This window comes from Rhizobium sp. AC44/96 (assembly GCF_001692185.1).
In the GTDB taxonomy this organism is placed as follows: domain Bacteria; phylum Pseudomonadota; class Alphaproteobacteria; order Rhizobiales; family Rhizobiaceae; genus Rhizobium.
Map to the genome: position 1 here is coordinate 214393 of NZ_LXKO01000039.1, position 15416 is coordinate 229808.

Here is a 15416-nt window from a genome sequence, read left to right on the forward strand (position 1 = left end):
CTGGCGATTCCGCCCTGGCGCGATGTCGTCCAGTGTTTCCGGTGGGGTTGACCGCACGCAAAGGCGGGTCCAAAAGTTTCGGAAATTGCATTTCCTGCCAAAGGCTATTTCCGCATGAAAGATAGAGACGGTCTGCTTCGGAACGCAGGCATCAACACCCGCCTTTCCCACCTGGGCAACGATCCCGCAGATTACCATGGTTTCGTCAATCCGCCGGTCGTGCACGCCTCGACCGTGCTTTTCCCGACCGCCAGGGCAATGGAGACGCGTGCCCAGAAATACACCTACGGCACGCGCGGCACACCGACCACGGACGCGCTTTGCGAAGCTATCGACGCGCTTGAAGGATCGGCCGGAACGATCCTCGTTCCCTCGGGTCTCGCGGCTGTCACCGTTCCTTTCCTGGCGTTTCTCTCCGCAGGTGATCATGCGCTGGTCGTTGACTCCGTCTACGGCCCGACGCGTCACTTCTGTGACACGATGCTGAAGCGCCTTGGTGTGGATATCGAATATTACGATCCCATGATCGGTGCGGGTATCGAAGCCCTGATCAAGCCGAATACGAAGCTTGTTCATACCGAGGCTCCTGGTTCCAACACCTTTGAAATGCAGGACATTTCGGCAATTTCGGCAGTCGCGCACAAGCATGGCGCCGTGGTGACGATGGACAACACCTGGGCAACCCCGGTGTATTTCCGTCCGCTCGACCATGGTGTTGATATTTCGATCCACGCAGCAACCAAATACCCGTCCGGCCATTCCGATATTCTGATGGGGACTGTTTCGGCCAATGCCAAGCACTGGGAGCAGTTGCACGAGGCGAACATTACGCTCGGCATCTGCGGCGCGCCCGACGACGCCTATCAGATCCTGCGTGGCCTGCGCACCATGGGCGTTCGCCTTGAGCGTCACTATGAAAGTGCCTTGACGATCGCCGAGTGGCTTGAAGGCCGCGATGACGTTGCCTCGGTGCTTCACCCTGCGCTGCCGAGCTTCCCGGGGCACGATCTGTGGAAACGCGATTTCAAGGGCGCGAGCGGCATATTCTCCTTCGTGCTGAAGGCTGATGCGGCCAGCAGCTTCAAGCCCAAGGCGCATGCCTTCCTCGATGCACTGCAGATCTTCGGCCTCGGTTGGTCATGGGGCGGTTTCGAGAGCCTTGCGGTTCACGTGAACCTCAACGACCGCCGAATTGCGAAGGGGCCGACGGAAGGGCCGGTCATCCGGTTGCAGATCGGCCTGGAAGACGTTGCCGACATCAAGGCCGATATCGAGCGCGGCTTTGCGGCGGCAAGTGCCGTCTGATCAGCTGATGGCCTGGTAGCCGTAAATCCAGTCAAGATCCGCCGCGAGACTTTGCGGCGGCTTCAGCGACAGTACGACATCGCGGGCCATGCGAATGGGCCCGCGGGCATGATAAGCGAATTGGTTGAAGGCGCCGCGTTGCCGCAGACGATTGATACGCGGCACGCGATGGGCTTGGAAAAGCGGTAACGCCTCGCTGGCCGAGCGTGTGGCAAGGAAAGCGGCAAGTTCGCAGGCATCCTCGATCGCCATTGCCGCGCCTTGCGCCGCAAAGGGCATCATGGCATGCGCTGCGTCGCCGATCAGGACAGTATCGCGACCATTATGCCAGTTGCCGCCTGTCGCCTCGTAAAGTGGCCAATATGTAATGTCGCTAGCTGTTTCGAATAGGGAAACAAGCTTGCTGTCCCAGCGCGAGAATTGGCGCATCAGCTGCCGCCGTTGCGTGTCTGACGGCTCGCTCAGCCATTCGTGCGGGGCAGCATGTCCGGCAGCAATCGCCACCATGTTGAAGCTGTCCGTCTCCCGAAGCGGATAGCAGACGAGGTGGGCCGACGGTCCTAGAAACGCCGTTACGCTGTTGCGGTCGAGAAATGCAGGGGCTTTCGCCGCGGGCAGGGTGAAGCGATAGGCGATGTTGCCGGAAAATCGGGATGATGGACTGCCGGCAATAAGATCTCGTGTCTTCGACCAGACGCCGTCCGCGCCGACCGTCACATCCGCTTTGCGCGCGCCAGCGAACATGTCGCCTGCCTCGACATGGGAACCGAGATGCAGGCTACAACGTGGGTTGCTCCGAACGGCATCGAGCAAGGTGTTTTGCAGCGTCGCGCGATGCAGTACCCCGTAGGGTGCGTGCCAGCGCGCCCGGGCAAACTGGCCGGAAGGGACTGACGCGAGTTCGCGCAGCGACTTTCCCGACACCAGCCGGATCGATTGCGGCTCGAACCAGACCTTTGTCAGCTGTTCGAGAACGCCGAGCCTGTCGAGAAGCCGCGATGCGTTAGGCGAAAGCTGGAGACCCGCGCCGACGGTTGTCAGCGCAGGTGCCTGTTCGAAAATCTCGGAACTAATGCCGTGGTTCGCCAATGCGAGCGCAGCTGTCAGCCCGGCAATACCGGCACCGACGATAGCGACATGTTCGACCGGCATCAGGGGTCCGATCTCTCCGCAGTGGTGTTAGGCGACCTGGAAATGGAAAACGCAGCCGGCAGGATTCGTCTGGGTTGCCTTCAGCGAGCTGTTGAAACGGTACAGCGTCGAGCAGTAGGAACAGACCTTCTCGTCTTCGTCGCCCATGTCGATGAAGATGTGCGGGTGATCGAAGGGAACAGACGCGCCGGTGCACATGAATTCCTTTACGCCGACTTCGATAACGCGGTGTCCGCCGTCGTTCTGGAAGTGAGGAATATTGTGACCGGCCATGGTGATCTCCGAATGCCTTTGAAATGTGCGCGGACCTTATAGTCCTTCATCGCAAATGTGTAGAGCCAAAGAGACGCACAGCCGATTTTTGGTGGAGGCAGGGGTTCCCGTTCGCAGATCGATAAAATATGGTCCGGTCAAAAATAGGACTGCCCCGATGAACTTGAATACGCCTGCCTTTTCCAGCTTTACACACGATGGCCTGAACCTTGCTTACTTCGATGAAGGCGATCCGAACGGGGCGCCCGTTCTGTTGATCCATGGCTTTGCTTCGACCGCGAGCGTGAACTGGGTTCATCCAGGCTGGTTGAAGACCCTCGGCGATGCGGGCTATCGGGTGATCGGGATGGATAACCGCGGGCACGGAGCAAGCGACAAGCCGCATGACGCCGAGGCCTACAGGCCCTGGCAGATGGCGGGCGATTCTATCGCGCTTCTCGATCACCTCGGCATTCCCGAAGCCAATATCATGGGCTATTCGATGGGCGCGCGCATCTCGGTGTTTGCAGCGCTGGCGCGTCCCGATCGCGTTCGCTCTCTGGTTCTCGGTGGTCTCGGGATCGGCATGACGGATGGAGTGGGCGACTGGGATCCGATCGCCGACGCGCTGTTGGCGCCCGCGCTGGATGGTGTCAGCCATGCCCGCGGCCGGATGTTTCGCGCCTTTGCCGAGCAGACGAAGAGCGACCGCCAGGCGCTGGCGGCCTGTATCCGCGGTTCACGCGATCTTGTACCGCGAGAGGATATGGGAAAAATCGACGCGCCGACGCTGATCGGCGTCGGAACCAAGGACGACATTGCCGGATCTCCGCAGGAACTTGCATCCCTGATGCCGAATGCCGAAGCGCTTGATATTCCCGGGCGCGATCACATGCTGGCCGTGGGTGATAAAGTGTTCAAGCAGGCCGTTCTCGGCTTCTATGGCAAGGTCGCCGGTCGGTGACATTCTGCTGTCGGCCGACGGAGTAGGGCAAATGTGGGAAACCATTCTCGCATAAGCCATTTGTGTCAGCGGCTTTTTGCCTTATATACTGCCGTTCATACGGAATACGAGGAGACCTTCCATGGTCGCAAAGACAGATATTCGTCCTCTTGAGACGTCAAGCTCGCTCAAGGTGATGGATCCGATCTGGGACAGCCTGCGCGAGGAAGCGCGAGCAGCAGCGGAAAGTGATCCGGTGCTGGCGGCGTTTCTCTATTCGACGGTTCTCAACTATCGATCACTGGAAGAGTGCGTGATCTATCGCATCTGCGAACGCCTCGACCATCCCGATATGCAGGCGATCCTGCTGCGCCAGACCTTCGACCAGATGCTGGAAGACTGGCCCGAATGGGGCACGATCCTGCGCGTCGACATCCAGGCCATCTACGACCGCGACCCGGCATGCCTCCGGTTCATGGAAGCCGTGCTCTATTTCAAGGGATTCCATGCGCTGCAGACCCATCGGCTGGCGCACTGGCTGCTTAATCGCGGTCGCCGGGATCTCGCGCTCTATCTTCAGAGCCGGTCGTCGAGCGTATTCCAGACAGATATCAACCCGGCTGCCCGTATCGGTCGCGGCATTTTTCTTGATCACGCGACGGGCCTCGTCGTCGGCGAAACTGCTGTGATCGGCGATAACGTATCGATCCTCCACGGTGTGACGCTTGGCGGCACAGGCAAGGAGGGGGCTGACCGCCATCCGAAAATCGGCAGCGGTGTCCTCATCGGCGCCGGCGCCAAGATACTCGGCAACATCGAGATCGGCTACTGCTCGCGCATCGCCGCAGGTTCGGTGGTTCTGAAGGCGGTTCCTCCAAAAACGACCGTCGCGGGCGTGCCGGCGAAGGTGGTAGGAGAGGCCGGGTGTTCCGAGCCGTCGCGAGTAATGGATCAGGTTATCGGCGCCGACATCTGACGTTGCCGGCGCAGCAACAACACATGAAAATGGCCTGAACTTCGGCGGGGAAAGCAATCAAGCATCGCTTCCCGTGCCTTTACAGGCCCGTCTTTCCCGTGCAAGAAGCGGCCACCGAGACCGCTCAGGAGATGCAGTGTGAAGCCCGAAGAAATCAAGAAACTCGACGCCTATTTCAAACGCACGTTCAACCCGCAGATGATCGTCAAGGCACGTCCGCGCAAGAACGATTCCGCTGAAGTCTACATGGGCGAAGAATTTCTGGGCGTCGTTTACATCGATGACGAAGACGGCGACCGCTCCTACAATTTCTCGATGGCGATCCTCGACGTCGATCTTTGATCTGGCATTCGACGAACGTCTTCGTTGCCATTCAGCAAGTCGCACGCGATGCGGCTTGCAAATCGGCGGATAGCCGCCCCGACGTTTCGGCGCGCCTGCCGCCAATTTTCCCGAAATAGCTGAAATATATCGATTCAGTCGCCTGACAGTGGATTGAAATGGCCTTGCAGTCTGGACCACCGGCACCGCTGCCCCATCTTCCGCCCGGAGCATGTGCTCAAGCGCCAGCAAGGGGACATTGAGAATGGGTATTTTCGACAAGATCAAGCACGCGATTTTTGGAGAGGCCCAGGCGGCTCCGGTCACGCCGGCCACGGCACCGAGGGTCGAGCCGGCACAGGCGCCGGTTTCTTCTTCCGCTGCTCCGTCACCGGCACCGACGACTGCCGCGCCCGCCCAATCGGCGCCGGCTGCCGCGGTGGATATCGTACCGCTGCTCGATGCCGCTGTTAAAAAGAGTGGTCAGAAGCTTGATTGGCGCCGTTCTATCGTCGACCTGATGAAGGCGGTGGGAATGGACGCAAGCCTTGCCGAGCGAAAGGAGCTTGCCTCCGAACTCGGCTACACCGGCGACACGCACGACACGGCCACCATGAACATGTTCCTGCACAAGGCACTGATGAAGCGCCTCGCGGAAAACGGCGGCAAGGTTCCAGCCGACCTGCTGGACTGACCGATCCGGCGCCGTGGCATTATTTTGAGCAAAGCTCCTGGTTGCGGCGACCTGATATATTTTAGCAAAATCAAAGAATGATGGACGTCGCTCGGCGGCGTCCTGATCTCCATATTCTGAATATGCAATTATAGGTTGTTTTGCATCGCACAAGACTACTTGACTCTGTGTGCGGTGCAGCTAACGTCAGCTATGCCTACAGGGAGGATAAAGCATGTTGACCTTCGATGATGCCAACGGGAAGAGCAAGGAAGCCATGGACACGATACTGAAGAGCTATTCGGACACGACCAAGGGATTTCAGGCGATAGCGTCGGAAGCCACAGAGTACTCGAAGAAATCTTTCCAGGATGCGATTAGCCATTTCGAAGCGCTCGCGGGAACCCGCAGCTTCGAAGCCGCTCTGGAACTCCAGACCAAATACGCGAAGTCGGCCTATGAGAACTTCGTTGCGGAAGCAACCAAGCTGGGCGAAATGTACTCCGATCTCGCCAAGAGCGCCTACAAGAGCTACGAGGCGCCGGTTGCTGCGGCTGTCGCGAAGGCCAGCAAGGCCGCGACTGCGGTTACCAGCAACGCGGCATAGTCTGCCGCTAAAAACCAATATACCCCTTGAAAAACGAAGACCGGCTACGCACTTGCGGCCGGTCTTTTCGTTTTTCACGAAACCTCGAACGCTTGGCCCTGTAGTTTTTGTGTCTTTGCACAAACTCCGGGTGAATTGTGATTGCAGTGTGAAACGAGGGGCTTAAAATCGCTCTACGATGAACTAAGTTAGTAGTCAGATTTTCGGCGGGTAAAGCAGTCTCCCGATGCACCGTCGAACTGATCGAGGAATGAATGAACATGATCGTAAAGCCGATCCGGATGCAAAATGATAGCGAAAGGAACGGGGACAACGGAAATCGCGGAACCTCGGTCATCACACGCACGAAACCGAAGACCAAGAAACCCAATCTGTACCGCGTATTGCTTTTGAATGATGACTACACGCCGATGGAGTTCGTCATCCATATCCTGGAGCGTTTTTTTCAAAAGGATCGTGAAAGTGCCACCCGCATCATGCTTCATGTCCATAACCACGGCGTCGGCGAGTGCGGAATATTTACATACGAGGTAGCGGAGACCAAGGTAAGCCAGGTGATGGACTTTGCCCGGCAGCACCAGCATCCGCTGCAATGCGTCATGGAAAAGAAGTGAGGATCTGAACGTGCCAACATTTTCGCCTAGTCTTGAGAAGGCGCTCCATCAGGCACTGACCTTTGCCAACGAGCGGCATCACGAGTATGCGACGCTCGAGCATCTGTTGCTTGCGCTGATTGACGATGCCGATGCGGCAGCGGTCATGGGTGCCTGCAATGTGGACCTCGACGCGCTGCGCAAGACGCTTATTGAATATGTCGATAACGAACTTTCAAACCTGGTTACCGGTTATGACGAGGACTCGAAGCCGACATCCGGCTTCCAGCGCGTCATCCAGCGTGCCGTCATCCATGTCCAGTCGTCCGGCCGCGAAGAAGTGACCGGGGCAAACGTGCTTGTCGCGATCTTCGCCGAGCGTGAAAGCCATGCGGCATTCTTCCTGCAAGAGCAGGAGATGACCCGCTATGATGCCGTCAACTATATCTCCCACGGCATCGGCAAGCGCGCTGGGTCGTCCGAGTCGCGTGCGCCACGTGGCTCCGACGAGGGTGAATCCGAGAACAAGCCTGCATCTCGCGGAAGCGGCGAGCAGGAGGAAGGCGGCGCCAAGAAGCAGCAGGACGCTCTGAAGGCCTATTGCGTGAACCTCAACGAGAAGGCCAAGGGCGGCAAGATCGACCCGCTGATCGGCCGTCACGCCGAGGTCAACCGCACCATTCAGGTCCTGTGCCGCCGCTCCAAGAACAACCCGCTCTACGTCGGTGATCCGGGTGTGGGCAAGACCGCAATCGCCGAAGGCCTCGCCAAGCGCATCGTTGAAGGCAAGGTCCCGGAAGCCTTGGCTGACGCCACCATCTTCTCGCTCGACATGGGCACGCTGCTTGCGGGCACGCGTTACCGTGGTGACTTCGAAGAGCGCCTGAAGCAGGTCGTGAAGGAACTGGAAGAATATCCGGGTGCCGTGCTGTTCATCGACGAAATCCATACCGTTATCGGTGCGGGTGCGACGTCCGGCGGCGCGATGGATGCTTCGAACCTTCTGAAGCCGGCGCTGTCGTCCGGGGCGATCCGTTGCATCGGTTCGACCACGTACAAGGAATATCGCCAGTTCTTCGAGAAGGACCGCGCGCTGGTTCGTCGTTTCCAGAAGATCGACGTCAACGAGCCCTCGATCGATGATGCCATCGAAATCATGAAGGGCCTGAAGCCGTATTTCGAAGAATATCACCACCTCCGGTATTCGAACGAAGCGATCAAGACGGCCGTCGAGCTCTCGGCGCGCTACATCTCCGACCGCAAGCTGCCGGACAAGGCGATCGACGTCATCGACGAAACCGGTGCGGCCCAGATGCTGCTGCCGCCGTCCAAGCGTCGCAAGCTGATCACGGAAAAGGAAATCGAAGCCACCGTGGCGACGATGGCCCGCATTCCGCCGAAGACCGTGTCGAAGGACGACGAAGCCGTTCTCGCCAACCTCGAGCAGGAATTGCGGTCCGTCGTTTACGGCCAGGACACGGCAATCGAAGCGCTCTCGACCTCCATAAAGCTGGCGCGTGCCGGCCTGCGTGAGCCGAACAAGCCGATCGGTTCCTATGTCTTCTCCGGCCCGACCGGCGTCGGCAAGACCGAAGTGGCGAAACAGCTGGCGGCATCGCTCGGCGTGGAACTGCTGCGCTTCGACATGTCGGAATATATGGAGCGGCATACCGTATCCCGGTTGCTCGGTGCACCTCCCGGCTATGTCGGCTTCGACCAGGGTGGTCTGCTGACCGATGGTGTCGATCAGCATCCGCATTGCGTGGTGCTGCTCGACGAAATCGAAAAGGCCCATCCAGACATCTACAACATCTTGTTGCAGGTGATGGACCATGGCACGCTGACCGACCACAACGGCAAGAAGATCGACTTCCGCAACGTCATCCTTATCATGACGACCAATGCGGGTGCGTCCGAGATGGCCAAGGCTGCTTTCGGCTTTGGTTCTTCCAAGCGCACGGGCGAGGACGAAGAGGCGCTGAACCGCATCTTCACGCCGGAATTCCGCAATCGTCTCGACGCGGTCATTCCGTTCGCGCCGCTGCCGACTGTCGTCATTCACAAGGTCGTGCAGAAGTTCATCATGCAGCTCGAAGCGCAGCTTTCCGAGCGGAACGTTACCTTCGACCTGCACGAAGACGCGATCGCATGGCTGGCTGAAAAGGGTTACGACGAAAAGATGGGCGCTCGCCCGCTTGCTCGCGTGATCCAGGACGTCATCAAGAAGCCGTTGGCCAACGAAATCCTCTTCGGCAAGCTGAAGAAGGGCGGCGTCGTCAACGTCACGGTCGGCATCAAGGAAGACGGCAAGCAGGGCATCATCCTTGAGTCGGTGTCGGACAGCGCGCCGATCAAGCCCAAGCCGGAAGCCGAGGTTGTGCATCCGGAAACGGACCACGAGGATGATGGTGAGCTGAAGACAAAGTCCCGCGCCAAGAAGGCGACGGCGACCGTCAAGAAAGCCAAGGCTGCTGTCGCGGCCGAACCCGAGACGAAGAGCCCGCCCAAGAAGGGCAGTGCGGTTCCCCGGGTTCCGAAGAAGTAAGAAAAAAGGCGGCTCTTGAGCCGCCTTTTTTATTTGCCGTCAAACGTGATCCGGCAGCTTGGAGCGGAAAACCTGCGATCAAAGCTCGGCCTTGATCTTTTCCGCATTGGCCGCGAGCACGGCGTTGTCTTCCATCTTGCCCGAATGCGGTTTCAATGCCACGCCCTCGTGGCGTGGAATCACGTGGAAATGCAGATGGAAGACCGTCTGCCCGGCGGCCGGTTCGTTGAACTGGCAGACGAAGACGCCATCGGCGTCGAAGGCTTCCTTGACCGCGTTCGCGATCTTCTGGACCACCGGAATCGTTTGGGCGAGGGTCGCCGGATCGGCGTCTAGCAGATTGCGCGAGGCCGCCTTTGGGACGACGAGGACATGGCCCGGCGCCTGTGGCATCACGTCCATGAAGGCAACGGTGTGCTCGTCTTCGTAGATCCGGTGAGAGGGGATTTCACCGCGCAGGATCTTGGCGAAAATGTTGGTGCTGTCATAGGCGGCGCTTGGCATTCGATATCTCCTGGTTGCAGCATCTGGTTCGCGTAGCGCGATGAAGGCGAGCGCGTCAATCCTCCTGTAGCCGCTCGCCTTTTCGAAAGGGGCTATGCTCGGTCAGAATGTCGTTCATATGCTCGACATCGTCCCGCTCGCGCTCGAGATAGTCGGCGATCGCGCGGCGCAGGCCCGCATGGGCGACGTAATGCGCGGAATGGGTTGTCACCGGCAGGTAACCACGCGCCAGCTTGTGCTCGCCCTGCGCGCCGGCCTCCACCCGCTTCAGGCCCTTCGCCAGGGCAAAGTCGATCGCCTGATGGTAGCAGACCTCGAAATGCAGGAAGGGATGGTCCTCGATGCAGCCCCAGTGTCGGCCATAGAGCGTATCGCCGCCGATGAAGTTGATCGCACCGGCGACGTAGCGCCCATTGTGCCTGGCCATGATGAGCAGGATGTCCTCGGGCATGCGTTCGCCAATCAGCGAGTAGAACTTGCGCGTCAGATAAGGACGGCCCCACTTGCGGCTTCCGGTATCCATGTAGAAGGCGAAGAACTGATCCCAGATGCGTTCCGTCAGATCCTGACCTGTCAGCCAGTCGATGCTGATGCCGTTTTCCAACGCCGCCCGCCGCTCCCTGCGCAACGCCTTGCGTTTGCGTGACGCGAGCGTTTCGAGGAACTCCTCGTGGTTGGCATAGCCGTCGTTGATGAAGTGAAATTGCTGGTCGGTCCGGTGGAGATAGCCATCGCGCTCGAAGATGCTGACTTCGTCTTCCGGCAGGAAGGTCACATGCGCCGTGGAAACACCAAGCCGGCGCACAACCTCCTTCAGGCTCTCCGCCATTGCGTCCTGGATCGGCCGGCGGTCCAATCCTTCCGCCACCAGCAGGCGCGGGCCGGTCGCAGGCGTGAAGGGAATGGAGCATTGGAGCTTCGGGTAGTAGCGGCCGCCGGCGCGTTCGAAGGCATCCGCCCACCCATGGTCGAAGACGTATTCGCCTTGGCTGTGGTTTTTCAGGTAGCCGGGCAGGGCGCCGACGAGCTGCCCGCTATCGGTTTCCAGCAGCATATGATGCCCGAGCCAGCCGGTCTGCGCGGTGGCGGATCCGGATTCTTCCAGCGAGGACAAGAAGGCGTGTGAAATGAATGGATTATACGCAATCGCCTTGCTCGTCTTGGAGGCCCCGGAAAGCCGTGACCAGCTCTCAGGGGAAATGTCGGCAAAGGACCGCTCGATGCGGATTGAAAGATCGTCTGTCATGGAGCAAATGCGAGACCGTTTGGGAGGAGAATAGGGCTCCCGAACAGTCTGCGCATGATCTTGTCCAAAAAGCGAGCGTCAAACCGACGCGCGCGGATCGAATCCTTCGAAGGTCATCTGGTCGGCGTTCTCGAAGGTATGCTTGCGCGCCTTCTCGTCGTGGACCGTCCATGTGATGACGACGATGCCTTTTTCCCGCTGCTTCGTTATGAAGGGATTGGGGAGATCGGCGAAAAAGTAGGAGATGAAATCGAGGCCGAGGCTCATGGCCTTCTCGTGAACCTCGAACTCTTCGGCATTGTTGCCGCCGGCCGTAAGGCCCAGCGGATAGGGAGCGTTGAGTGCCTTCAGTTCGCGAAGCAGCCAATGGTCGAAGCTCATCAGCGCAACCTTGCCTTCGTACCCTTCGAGCACCTCCAGCACCGCCTCGACAAAGCCCTCATCGTCTGCTTCCCTGCCCTTGAGCTCGATCACCAGCGGAACCTGACCTTTGACGAGGTCCAGGAGCTGCTTCAGCGTCGGGATCTTGTCGCTCGTGCCGCCGACGGAGAGCAGTCCGAGTTCCTTTGACGTACGATCGCGCACGTCACCCTTCAGATTGCACAGGCGCTCCAGATCTTCGTCATGGAACACGACCGGCACACCGTCTGACGCATAGTGCAGATCGCATTCGATGGCGAAACCAGCTTCGATGGCGCGCGAGAATGCCGAGAGCGTATTCTCCCAGACGGCCTTGTTCATGTCGTGGTAGCCGCGATGGGCGACGGGCTGTTCTTTTAGCCAGGCAGCAGAGGTCATTGTCCGATTTCCATGATCGCATCGATTTCGACGGCGGCATTCATTGGCAGCGCCGCCATGCCGACGGCTGCTCGGGCATGCTTGCCGGCTTCACCGAGAACAGCGGCGATAAGGTTCGATGCGCCGTTGATGACCAGATGTTCCTCGACGAAATCAGGCGTGGCGGCCACGAAGCCGTTGAGCTTGATCACGCGCTTGATGCGTCCGAGATCGCCGCCGAGCGCTGCATTGGCCTGCGCCAGGATATTGATGGCACACAGCTCGGCTGCGCGTTGGCCGGTCGGCACGTCAACATTCTTGCCGAGGTGACCGGTGACCGCGATCTTGCCGCCTTCGAGCGGCAGCTGGCCCGATATATAGAGAAGGCCACCGCTGATGACATAGGGAACATAGTTGGCGGCGGGTGCGGCGGCTTCCGGCAGGGATATCCCCATCTCTTTGAGCCTTGCAGCGATTTGATTGGACATTTTCCTCTCCGCTTTTGTTGTCAATAGTTCTAGAATTATGCATCAAGGCCGTAATCTATTTTGTGACATCTTCGAGCCTCGATTTGGCCGAAAGCGTACTTATAACATCGCAGGCGAGTCCAACAGGAGATTATCGATGGTCCGAGCGAGTCTTGCCGCACTCTTCCTAGCAGGCGTTTCGGCGAACGCCTTCGCAGCGGCACCTGCAACCAGTGCGGCGATTGCCACGGGTCTGGTTGCGCATCGGGCCGTTTATGATCTTGAACTGAAGGATGCATCCGAGCGCTCCGGCATATCAGGCATGTCCGGGCGAATGGTCTATGAGTTCCAGGGCAATTACTGCACGGGCTTTACCACCAGCTTTCGATTCGTGACGCAGATCGACACGGGCGATGCTGTGCGCGTCAGCGACCAGCAGACCAAGACGTTCGAAAACCTGAAGGATCGGAAGTTCACCTTCGACACGAAGTCCTTCACCGACGACCAGCTCGACAAGGAAGTCAACGGTGCCGCCGAGGACCAGGCGGAAGGCGTGAAGGTCGATCTCAAGCAGCCAGCGAGCAAGGAGCTCCAACTGGCGGCAAGTCGTTTCCCGACGGAGCACATGCTCGATGTGATCCAGAACGCCAAGGCCGGAAACCGCCTTTTCGAGGCGCGCGTCTTCGACGGTTCGGATGATGGTGACAAGGCCCTCGTCACGACGACCGTGGTCGGAAAGCCTGTCACCCCGGCTACCGACGAAGCCGATTCCGGCAACGCCGGCGTCTTTTCCAAGACGGCCTTCTGGCCGGTGACGATTTCCTATTTCAACGAGAACACCAAGACGGATGCGCTGCCGGTCTACCGCATGTCCTTCAAGCTCTATGAAAACGGCATCACCCGCGACCTCACAATGGATTACGGTGACTTCGTACTGTCGGGCAAACTATCCAAGCTTGAGCTGATCGACGCCAAGACGGCTGCCTGTAAGTAATTACGGATATTGGCTGATCGGGCGATATTGGTAGGATCGCCCGATGTATCCAAAGCGACTCTCCCTGTGCTAGAAAGCAGCTTACGATTCAGTGTCGACGGCGGGTGGAGTGAGGATCTTGGCGGCAGGTTTCAGGGTTTCGACGAGTGTCGTGTTGCGGCTGGCAGCTGGAATGATGGCGGCTGGCTTCGCCAGTCCGGTCCTCTCCGCTGATTGCGGCAGCACGCCGTCGGCGGGCATCGACTGGGGTGACTGCAACAAGAAGAACCTGATGCTGGAGGGCAGCGACTTCCAGGGTGCCAACCTTGCTGATGCGGATCTTAGTCTGACCAATCTCAGCAGGACAAATCTCGTTTCCGCGAATCTGGAGAAGGCGACTCTTGTTCGCGCTTGGTTTACCAATGCGCAAGCAGGCAAGGCCAATTTCGCCAAGATCGAGGCCTATCGTTCCGGTTTCGAGAACGTTGCAGCCGAGGGAGCATCTTTCGCCGGCGCCGAGTTGCAGCGTGCCAATTTCAATGGCGCCAAACTGACCGACGTGAATTTCGAAAAGGCTGAGCTTGGACGTGCCAGCTTCAGGAACGCGACCCTGACAGGGGCGAAGTTTGGGCTTGCGAACCTCTCACGTGCGGACCTTGGAGGAGCGACGATCGAGGGGCCGGTTTCGTTTGACCGCGCCTTCATGTTCCTGACGCGAATCGAAGGACTGGACCTGTCCGCCGCAACCGGTCTGGAGCAGGCGCAGATTGACCTGGCCTGCGGAGACGCAAAAACCAAGCTGCCGGCCGGTATGACGCCCCCCGACAGCTGGCCCTGCGCGTCCGATTGAAACGGAAATGCTTCACCGGCTGGCCGATCTCCCGAGATTGAAGCGGCGACGCTCGACCCGGCGCAGATTTTTGACTCAAAGTCTTGCATTTCTGTCGAAGGGAGGGTAAGGCCACCCGCATTCCACACGTAAGGCATGGGATTGTCCGGGAGAAATCCGGATGGTTCCGCCCGGTGGCATCCTCGAAGAGGGTGCTGTTAGCCTTGCGGAGGTTCAACCGGAAAAGGATAACAAGGCATGGCATTGCCCGATTTTTCTATGCGCCAGCTCCTCGAAGCAGGCGTCCACTTCGGCCACCAGACTCACCGCTGGAACCCGAAGATGAAGCCGTACATTTTCGGCGATCGTAACAACATCCACATCATCGACTTGGCTCAGACCGTTCCGCTTCTGTCGCGCGCTCTGCAGGTTGTCTCCGACACCGTGGCCCGTGGCGGCCGCGTTCTGTTCGTTGGCACCAAGCGCCAGGCTTCCGAGCTCATCGCTGACTCGGCCAAGCGTTCCGCTCAGTACTACGTCAACTCGCGTTGGCTCGGCGGCATGATGACCAACTGGAAGACGATCTCCAATTCGATCCAGCGCCTGCGCAAACTCGACGAGATCCTGTCTTCGGAACAGTCTGGCTACTCCAAGAAGGAGCGCCTGAACCTCGAGCGCGAGCGCGAAAAGCTTGACAAGGCTCTCGGTGGTATCAAGGACATGGGCGGCACGCCGGACCTGATGTTCATCATCGACACCAACAAGGAAAAGATCGCGATCGACGAAGCCAAGCGCCTCGGCATCCCGGTCGTCGCAATCATCGACTCGAACTGCGACCCGGACCTGATCGACTATCCGATCCCGGGCAACGACGACGCTTCGCGCGCCATCGCTCTTTACTGCGACCTGATTGCTCGTGCAGCTATCGACGGTATCGCTCGTCAGCAGAGCTCGTCGGGCCGTGACCTCGGTGCATCGATCGAAGCTCCGGTTGAGCCGGCGCTCGACGAAACCGGCGCCTGATAAAAGAAGCAGGTGGGCCGAAAGCCCGCCATGCTTTCCAGAGATTGGGAAAGGCCGCTCGCGACTCTCAGAAGTTCGGCGGCCTTGACCGTTTCAGGCGAGGGCGGTTTGCCCGCCCATCGCCCTATGAGTTTCGTGATGACGCGTCTTTCATCACGCTGTCACACATACAGGTACATTTCGTGCCTCAATCCGGTGCCGCGCCGCCTTTGCGGCCCACCGTTTGAACC

Annotated in this window: 17 protein-coding genes; 11 read left to right on the forward strand and 6 right to left on the reverse strand. The window is 59.0% G+C overall.

The genetic code is table 11. The features are described from left to right. Positions 1-114: 114 nt before the first annotated feature. On the forward strand, positions 115-1305 hold the full coding sequence (locus tag A6U87_RS26520) for a cystathionine beta-lyase (protein WP_065694304.1): 1191 nt from the start codon (positions 115-117) through the stop codon (positions 1303-1305). Here the strand turns inward: A6U87_RS26520 and A6U87_RS26525 are convergent, their stop codons facing one another. Then, positions 1306-2457, reverse strand: coding sequence for an FAD-dependent monooxygenase (locus tag A6U87_RS26525; protein ID WP_065694305.1), 1152 nt, complete (start codon positions 2455-2457; stop codon positions 1306-1308). A 27-nt stretch (positions 2458-2484) separates the two neighbouring features. Beyond that, entirely contained in the window at positions 2485-2730 is a 246-nt protein-coding gene (locus A6U87_RS26530) for a zinc-finger domain-containing protein (protein ID WP_065694306.1), read from the reverse strand. Positions 2731-2887: 157 nt separating this feature from the next. Between A6U87_RS26530 and A6U87_RS26535 the strand changes: the two genes are divergently transcribed. From A6U87_RS26535 to clpA, 7 genes are all read left to right on the forward strand, one after another. Beyond that, the gene (locus tag A6U87_RS26535; RefSeq protein ID WP_065694307.1) at positions 2888-3673 is read left to right on the forward strand and encodes an alpha/beta fold hydrolase; all 786 of its coding nucleotides are present in this window, start codon (positions 2888-2890) and stop codon (positions 3671-3673) included. A gap of 121 nt (positions 3674-3794) precedes the next feature. Then, the gene (gene cysE, locus A6U87_RS26540) at positions 3795-4628 is read left to right on the forward strand and encodes a serine O-acetyltransferase (RefSeq protein ID WP_065694308.1); all 834 of its coding nucleotides are present in this window, start codon (positions 3795-3797) and stop codon (positions 4626-4628) included. A gap of 138 nt (positions 4629-4766) precedes the next feature. Continuing rightward, a complete protein-coding gene (locus A6U87_RS26545; RefSeq protein WP_065694309.1) occupies positions 4767-4970 on the forward strand; it encodes a DUF3126 family protein in 204 nt (67 codons plus the stop codon). A 244-nt stretch (positions 4971-5214) separates the two neighbouring features. Continuing rightward, positions 5215-5643: a DUF3597 domain-containing protein gene (locus tag A6U87_RS26550; protein ID WP_065694310.1), complete on the forward strand. Its 429-nt coding sequence runs from the start codon at positions 5215-5217 to the stop codon at positions 5641-5643. 214 nt (positions 5644-5857) lie between these two features. Further along, positions 5858-6229: a phasin family protein gene (locus tag A6U87_RS26555; protein WP_065694311.1), complete on the forward strand. Its 372-nt coding sequence runs from the start codon at positions 5858-5860 to the stop codon at positions 6227-6229. Positions 6230-6489: 260 nt separating this feature from the next. Further along, on the forward strand, positions 6490-6843 hold the full coding sequence (clpS, locus tag A6U87_RS26560; RefSeq protein WP_065694377.1) for an ATP-dependent Clp protease adapter ClpS: 354 nt from the start codon (positions 6490-6492) through the stop codon (positions 6841-6843). A gap of 10 nt (positions 6844-6853) precedes the next feature. Further along, positions 6854-9367 (forward strand): ATP-dependent Clp protease ATP-binding subunit ClpA, encoded by a 2514-nt coding sequence (gene clpA / locus A6U87_RS26565; protein WP_065694312.1) that lies wholly within the window; start codon positions 6854-6856, stop codon positions 9365-9367. A gap of 78 nt (positions 9368-9445) precedes the next feature. Here clpA and A6U87_RS26570 read toward each other — a convergent pair whose 3' ends face one another. The 4 genes from A6U87_RS26570 to A6U87_RS26585 form a co-directional block, all read right to left on the reverse strand. After that, positions 9446-9871: an HIT family protein gene (locus A6U87_RS26570; protein ID WP_065694313.1), complete on the reverse strand. Its 426-nt coding sequence runs from the start codon at positions 9869-9871 to the stop codon at positions 9446-9448. 55 nt (positions 9872-9926) lie between these two features. Further along, the gene (locus tag A6U87_RS26575) at positions 9927-11117 is read right to left on the reverse strand and encodes a GNAT family N-acetyltransferase (protein WP_065694314.1); all 1191 of its coding nucleotides are present in this window, start codon (positions 11115-11117) and stop codon (positions 9927-9929) included. A gap of 78 nt (positions 11118-11195) precedes the next feature. Then, positions 11196-11915, reverse strand: a complete 720-nt coding sequence (locus tag A6U87_RS26580; RefSeq protein WP_065694315.1) for a glycerophosphodiester phosphodiesterase — start codon at positions 11913-11915, stop codon at positions 11196-11198. Then, complete coding sequence (locus A6U87_RS26585; protein ID WP_065694316.1) at positions 11912-12382, reverse strand: RidA family protein; 471 nt, start codon at positions 12380-12382, stop codon at positions 11912-11914. The genes A6U87_RS26580 and A6U87_RS26585 overlap by 4 nt, the downstream gene beginning before the upstream one ends. A gap of 136 nt (positions 12383-12518) precedes the next feature. Here A6U87_RS26585 and A6U87_RS26590 point away from each other — a divergent pair, with 136 nt between their 5' ends. The 3 genes from A6U87_RS26590 (at position 12519) to rpsB (ending at position 15186) form a co-directional block, all read left to right on the forward strand. Next, positions 12519-13355, forward strand: coding sequence for a cell envelope integrity EipB family protein (locus A6U87_RS26590; RefSeq protein ID WP_065694317.1), 837 nt, complete (start codon positions 12519-12521; stop codon positions 13353-13355). Positions 13356-13530: 175 nt separating this feature from the next. Continuing rightward, positions 13531-14184 carry a pentapeptide repeat-containing protein gene (locus A6U87_RS26595; protein WP_244499575.1) on the forward strand — a complete coding sequence of 218 codons (654 nt, stop codon included), beginning with the start codon at positions 13531-13533 and terminating at the stop codon, positions 14182-14184. 237 nt (positions 14185-14421) lie between these two features. Beyond that, entirely contained in the window at positions 14422-15186 is a 765-nt protein-coding gene (gene rpsB, locus A6U87_RS26600) for a 30S ribosomal protein S2 (RefSeq protein ID WP_065694318.1), read from the forward strand. Positions 15187-15416 lie beyond the last annotated feature (230 nt).

What these genes read in the sequence shown, in the direction of transcription:
- rpsB (WP_065694318.1), top strand. Translation starts at nt 14,422, where the DNA reads ATGGCATTGCCCGATTTTTCTATGCGCCAGCTCCTCGAAGCAGGCGTC.
- A6U87_RS26535 (WP_065694307.1), top strand. Translation starts at nt 2,888, where the DNA reads ATGAACTTGAATACGCCTGCCTTTTCCAGCTTTACACACGATGGCCTG.
- A6U87_RS26585 (WP_065694316.1), bottom strand. Translation starts at nt 12,382, where the DNA reads ATGTCCAATCAAATCGCTGCAAGGCTCAAAGAGATGGGGATATCCCTG.
- A6U87_RS26580 (WP_065694315.1), bottom strand. Translation starts at nt 11,915, where the DNA reads ATGACCTCTGCTGCCTGGCTAAAAGAACAGCCCGTCGCCCATCGCGGC.
- A6U87_RS26525 (WP_065694305.1), bottom strand. Translation starts at nt 2,457, where the DNA reads ATGCCGGTCGAACATGTCGCTATCGTCGGTGCCGGTATTGCCGGGCTG.
- A6U87_RS26555 (WP_065694311.1), top strand. Translation starts at nt 5,858, where the DNA reads ATGTTGACCTTCGATGATGCCAACGGGAAGAGCAAGGAAGCCATGGAC.
- A6U87_RS26570 (WP_065694313.1), bottom strand. Translation starts at nt 9,871, where the DNA reads ATGCCAAGCGCCGCCTATGACAGCACCAACATTTTCGCCAAGATCCTG.
- A6U87_RS26590 (WP_065694317.1), top strand. Translation starts at nt 12,519, where the DNA reads ATGGTCCGAGCGAGTCTTGCCGCACTCTTCCTAGCAGGCGTTTCGGCG.
- A6U87_RS26520 (WP_065694304.1), top strand. Translation starts at nt 115, where the DNA reads ATGAAAGATAGAGACGGTCTGCTTCGGAACGCAGGCATCAACACCCGC.
- A6U87_RS26595 (WP_244499575.1), top strand. Translation starts at nt 13,531, where the DNA reads ATGGCGGCTGGCTTCGCCAGTCCGGTCCTCTCCGCTGATTGCGGCAGC.
- A6U87_RS26575 (WP_065694314.1), bottom strand. Translation starts at nt 11,117, where the DNA reads ATGACAGACGATCTTTCAATCCGCATCGAGCGGTCCTTTGCCGACATT.
- cysE (WP_065694308.1), top strand. Translation starts at nt 3,795, where the DNA reads ATGGTCGCAAAGACAGATATTCGTCCTCTTGAGACGTCAAGCTCGCTC.
- A6U87_RS26550 (WP_065694310.1), top strand. Translation starts at nt 5,215, where the DNA reads ATGGGTATTTTCGACAAGATCAAGCACGCGATTTTTGGAGAGGCCCAG.
- A6U87_RS26530 (WP_065694306.1), bottom strand. Translation starts at nt 2,730, where the DNA reads ATGGCCGGTCACAATATTCCTCACTTCCAGAACGACGGCGGACACCGC.
- clpS (WP_065694377.1), top strand. Translation starts at nt 6,490, where the DNA reads ATGATCGTAAAGCCGATCCGGATGCAAAATGATAGCGAAAGGAACGGG.